We start from the raw sequence: 4,961 nt of genomic DNA on the forward strand, positions 1-4,961 counted from the left end.
AAATTCTAATGCATTAAAAATTATTGAATTAGAAAATGACAACGTGCAATTTACGGCTTCTAAGAATATAAATTCTGTTAGAATATTTGATTTATTAGGCAGACAATTATATGAGTTTTCAGGTAGAAATACTTCTGAAACTTATAACTTATCAAACTTAAGTAGCAGTATTTATATTGCTAAAGTCACCCTTATAAATGGTGCAACTATTACTAAAAAAGCATTTAAGAAATAACCAAAAGCTATTTGTTTTAAATGAAAGCTCTAGTCCAAACTAGAGCTTTCATTTTTTTACAAACTATACTTTAAGGATAAAACAAGGTTTCTTCCGGCAGCTGCAATGCCTGATGAATAGGTTTTATAACGCTGGTCTGTAATATTCTCTAAACTGGTTGTTAAAGAAAAAGCATTATTAATTTGATATTGTGCTCTAAAATTAAGCGTATACCATGATGGACTATAAGGATTTCCATCAGCATCTAAAGCATATATATAATCTTTTTCAATTTCAGAAGGTGCTAATTCATAAAAGGATAATTCGCCATTATAATTCGCAAAAAAATCTAATTTTAAATCCTTTAAAGTCCAAACTAAATGAGCGTTTCCAAAACTTGGAGCAACGTGCCTTATGGGAACTTCAACCGCATCCTCCTGTTCTGTCCCACCAATAATTGAATATTGCGATGTTAAATCTAACTGGTTTGTAATAGGCATTTTCAAACCGACTTCAAAACCATAAATCCAAGCTTTTGATGCATTTTGTATGGCTTGAACATTACTTAACTCACCATCATAAATTATTTCGGTTTCACCATTTAAGCTATAATCTCTTCTTACCAAAGCATTATCCAAATAGGTGTAATAGGTACTCGTATCTAGAATTAACTTGTCGTTAAAATTTAGTTTCAAACCTACTTCACCACCATAAGCATATTCTGGTTTTAAATCATTATTTGGCACCACTACAGAACCAGGTTCAGAATCAAACACCTTACCAATATCATCAATATTTGGGGCTCTAAAGGCTGAGGATAGATTGAATTTCCATTGCAAAATCGGATTTGGAGACCAGCTAATACCTGCCGTTCCTGTTAAAGCTTCCGATTCATTTTTCGAATAATCGAAAGGCAAGTTTAAATAAACATTATTTTCTGTGAAATCGGCATCTGAAACTACATAATTAAATCGTAAACCAGACTGAAATACAAATTTAGGATTTGGCTTATATTTTATGCTAGAATAAACAGCCACCGACTGCCAACTTGAACCATTTGGGTATCTTGACACGGTTGCTGTTTTAGTATTATCCGAGATGTTTTCCTCAAAACCTATGGACCTTACTTTATTGTAAACATACTCGGCACCGTAGAAAAATTCTGTTTTAGTTGAAAACCTTTTTTCTAAATCCAGGTTAAATGAATAGGCATCAACGGCTTCTTCACGAATATTTCTAACGGTTGAATCAAAATCACGATCCCTTCTACTTTCTTGAAAGTTTTGATAGGCTAAAGTGGCTTTAATTTTATCGTACAAATTTGATTTACTGCTTAATTTGGTTACTTGAAAATTAGACATCAACCAATTTTGCGGGCCATAATTCCATTCTGCCGATCGTAATACATCATTTCTATAACGAATTAAGCGGTCATATCGCGGGATATCAGATGTTGTTGTGTAGTATAAGCCTAAATCAAAACTTAGGTCTTCATAAGGCTCGAAATGCGCCTTTTGCATGAAATTTATTTGGCTATATCCAGAAAATTTTTGAACCAAAGGGTTGTTATTTTCTACAATCACATCACCCGTTGAAGTAGTTTTAACAAATTCTGGTCTTAAATATGCTTCTGGACCATGACTTCCCATTCTTAAATCATCAAAATCAGTATAACTTGCACTTGTAATAAACCCCCATTTTTTATAACCTAAGTTAAAATCAAAATGTCCCGTTTTTTCATTACTTGCAGAAGCATATCTTACTACTGCATTGGCATTAAACCATAGGGAGTCGGTATATGACAATTTAGGTTTTTGAGTATAAAAACTCATAACACCCCCAATAGCATCACTTCCATAAATTACAGAACCTGAACCTAAGGTAACCTCGGTACTTTGAATAGTAAAAGGGTCGATTGAAATAACATTTTGAAGATTTCCACCTCTAAAAATGGCGTTATTCATTCTTACACCATCCACGGTAATTAACAAACGATTGGTTGAAAAACCTCTAATCATAGGGCTTCCACCACCCAATTGACTTTTTTGAATATAGACTTGACCGGTATTTTCTAAAAGATCAGCACTTGTTTGAGGATTTATAAATTGAATTTTATTAGCATCAACACTTACTATCTTTTGAGGAATGTCTTTTCTACTTTGTTGGAATTTTGATGCAGAAATGACAATTTCTTCTAAACCTTGTGTATTAGAAACCAATAACACTTTATTTAAGTCTCCGAGTTGTTGCTTTGTTATAGATTTTAAAACGTGTGATAAATGCTTAAAATATATGGTTTCAGTTTCTGAAAACTTATCTAATTCTGCCTCGCCTCTAAAATTGGTAATGACGCTTTTAGATTTATCGACATTATAAATTGCCACACCAAAAATAGGTTCTTTAGTTACCTTATTTAAAACTTGTATATTTTGAGCTTGGACGCCTAGAAAACCTAGAAAAAGTAAAATTGTAAAATAAAAAGACTTCATGTTTTAGCTAAAAACTTGATTAAATACCTGTAAAGATTTTGGGGTTTTAAAATTCCCCAAATGTAGTTCAAAATAAAGCAAAATCATACTTAAAAAAGACTGCCTTTGCCTAGCATTAATTTTTATACTAGGTAATGCATCAAATGTTATGCCTAACAGTTGTTTTAATAGAGTTAAATTTTCACCTGAAATAGCATATTTATTACTCGCCTTCATTTCAAACTTACCTTCATATAGGTTGAAATAAGAAGCGTCTATATTGCTTGTATCAGGATAAAACCCTAAGTATTTGGTTAGTTTTAATAGAAATAATAGGTGAAAGTTAGCATACTCAGATTGAGAATCAAGCCATAAAAGGGTGTTTTCTAAATAACTATAAAGTGTTTCATTCTGTTCCTCTTCCTGAAGTGTTTGCGATAACACTTCAGACAGAAACATGACTATGGAACTTTTTAAAACATTTGAATGTAAACTCGTGTAAATGTGATTTAACTTAGTTTCCTTAACGCTTTGCAAAGACCTCCCGTTTTTAAAGGTTAGTACCATTTGCAATTGAGATAATAACTGAAAATATGCGATTTTAGAGTTTCCCCTTTTACTTTTTAAAACACCTCTTAATAAAAAACTAACTATTCCTAATTCTTGAGTATAGCATTTTACAATTAAATCGTTATCTCTATATTTTAATTTGGATAAAACAATAGCGTTTGTAGTAATAAGCATTATCTAACAACCATTAATTTTAAAACTTTAGTTTCAAAGGTATCCAAATCGGAAAGCATCACTAAATAAACTCCTGATGCCACAACGTTATTTGCTAGGTTTTTACCATTCCAATAAGCCGTTCCGCCATCAATTTCTAAATTATACCCTTGGTATCTTTGATTAATTCTAGATTGCGCTTCGGCAACTAAATTCCCTTCAATATCGGTAATTTTGATGTTTACATTTTCAGATATATCTTTAATTTTAACTTTATCATCAACAATGTTAAACCCTGGTCTTATTGGATTTGGATAAGCATAAGCGCTTTCTAAATCTTCAAAAGCACTTGAACCACCAGAATTAAATGATAAAAGCCCTTTAGTGGTGGCGATATAAACAATGCCATTTACGATATCTAAAGCCACGTCATTAATGCTATTTGATGGTAAAGGAGAATTGTCTTTTGTGAAATGAAAGATGGTGTTTTGCCCATCAGATGAAAGATAAAATAATCCTGAATCGGAAGTTCCAATCCATTTATTATTTGAACCATCTACTTCTATATCTGTAATAAGTTGTTGAAATAATAATTCTTTTGCTATACCATCTTCTTCAATAATAATTTCACTAACGCTTAAGTTTTCATCTGTAAAAATGCTAGATGGATTATATAAAACGCGCAAGCCTCTATAAGTACCAATCCAGAGTTGGTTTCTATTATCGATGGCTACAGATGTAACAAATTTATCAGGCATATTTTCGGATTCTTCACTTATATTAGTTAATAATGGACTTCCACCATTTTCGTCAAAAGCAATAACACCAAAGCCGTATGTACCCATATATTTAACACCTGAATTATCAATAGCTATATTAGAAAAACCCAATTCATTAATAGGATCTGAGATTATTTCAGAAAAACTAAAGGAAGTCCATGACCCATTTTTGAATTTATTTAATGGGCTATCAACTCTTCCATTCATTACCCATAATACGCCTTCAGAATCATAGGTGGAGGCACCTGTAAGCTTCCAGTTTCCATAAAAAGGTGTAAGTGTACTATTATCTTGATTATACAATCCTAATATTTCTTCATCATCAAATTCAATTAAACCTGAGTAATAAGAACTTACAAAAACTTGGTTGGGTTCAATTGGGTTTATTGCTATATGAGATAAGTAATAAGGATTTACAATAGCATTACTAATGGTATCAAAAGGAATATTCGACCATTCGTTGTTTTTTAAACGGCTTATTCCGGTTCTAACTCTATCCCCACCTATAAAATTATAAAATAAGTTATAACCGCCAGAAACACCCCATAAATCGTCATTTGAATAGGTAATTGAAAATAGGTTATTTAAAAGCGGCCCATCTGGTCGAATTTCAACAAACTCGTTTGGATTAGTAGTTATGGAATTCAATACTCCAAAATCTTTGCTTCCAATATATAAATTCTCGCCTTCAATTAAAGCAGAATTAAATTCTGTAATAAAACCACCTCCAACTGAAGCTTGATTAATTAAGTTAAAACTATCGTCGTATATAAAAAC

Annotated in this window: 4 protein-coding genes; 1 reads left to right on the forward strand and 3 read right to left on the reverse strand. The window is 31.8% G+C overall.

The genetic code is table 11. The features are described 5' to 3' along the window. Nucleotides 1-235 (forward strand): T9SS type A sorting domain-containing protein (locus WBN21_RS10740; protein ID WP_424200135.1); only part of this gene is annotated, 235 nt, incomplete at its 5' end. 56 nt (nucleotides 236-291) lie between these two features. Here WBN21_RS10740 and WBN21_RS10745 read toward each other — a convergent pair. The 3 genes from WBN21_RS10745 to WBN21_RS10755 form a co-directional block, all read right to left on the reverse strand. Continuing rightward, nucleotides 292-2,703, reverse strand: coding sequence for a TonB-dependent receptor (locus WBN21_RS10745; protein WP_424200137.1), 2,412 nt, complete (start codon nucleotides 2,701-2,703; stop codon nucleotides 292-294). A 3-nt stretch (nucleotides 2,704-2,706) separates the two neighbouring features. Next, nucleotides 2,707-3,426, reverse strand: coding sequence for a DNA repair protein RecO (gene recO / locus WBN21_RS10750; protein ID WP_424200139.1), 720 nt, complete (start codon nucleotides 3,424-3,426; stop codon nucleotides 2,707-2,709). Next, nucleotides 3,426-4,961, reverse strand: a 1,536-nt coding sequence (locus tag WBN21_RS10755) for a two-component regulator propeller domain-containing protein (protein ID WP_424200141.1), incomplete at its 5' end; no start/stop codon positions are given. The genes recO and WBN21_RS10755, both read right to left, overlap by 1 nt.

This window comes from Algibacter sp. (assembly GCF_049667265.1).
Classification (GTDB): domain Bacteria; phylum Bacteroidota; class Bacteroidia; order Flavobacteriales; family Flavobacteriaceae; genus Algibacter_B.

What these genes read in the sequence shown, in the direction of transcription:
- recO (WP_424200139.1), bottom strand. Translation starts at nt 3,426, where the DNA reads ATGCTTATTACTACAAACGCTATTGTTTTATCCAAATTAAAATATAGA.
- WBN21_RS10745 (WP_424200137.1), bottom strand. Translation starts at nt 2,703, where the DNA reads ATGAAGTCTTTTTATTTTACAATTTTACTTTTTCTAGGTTTTCTAGGC.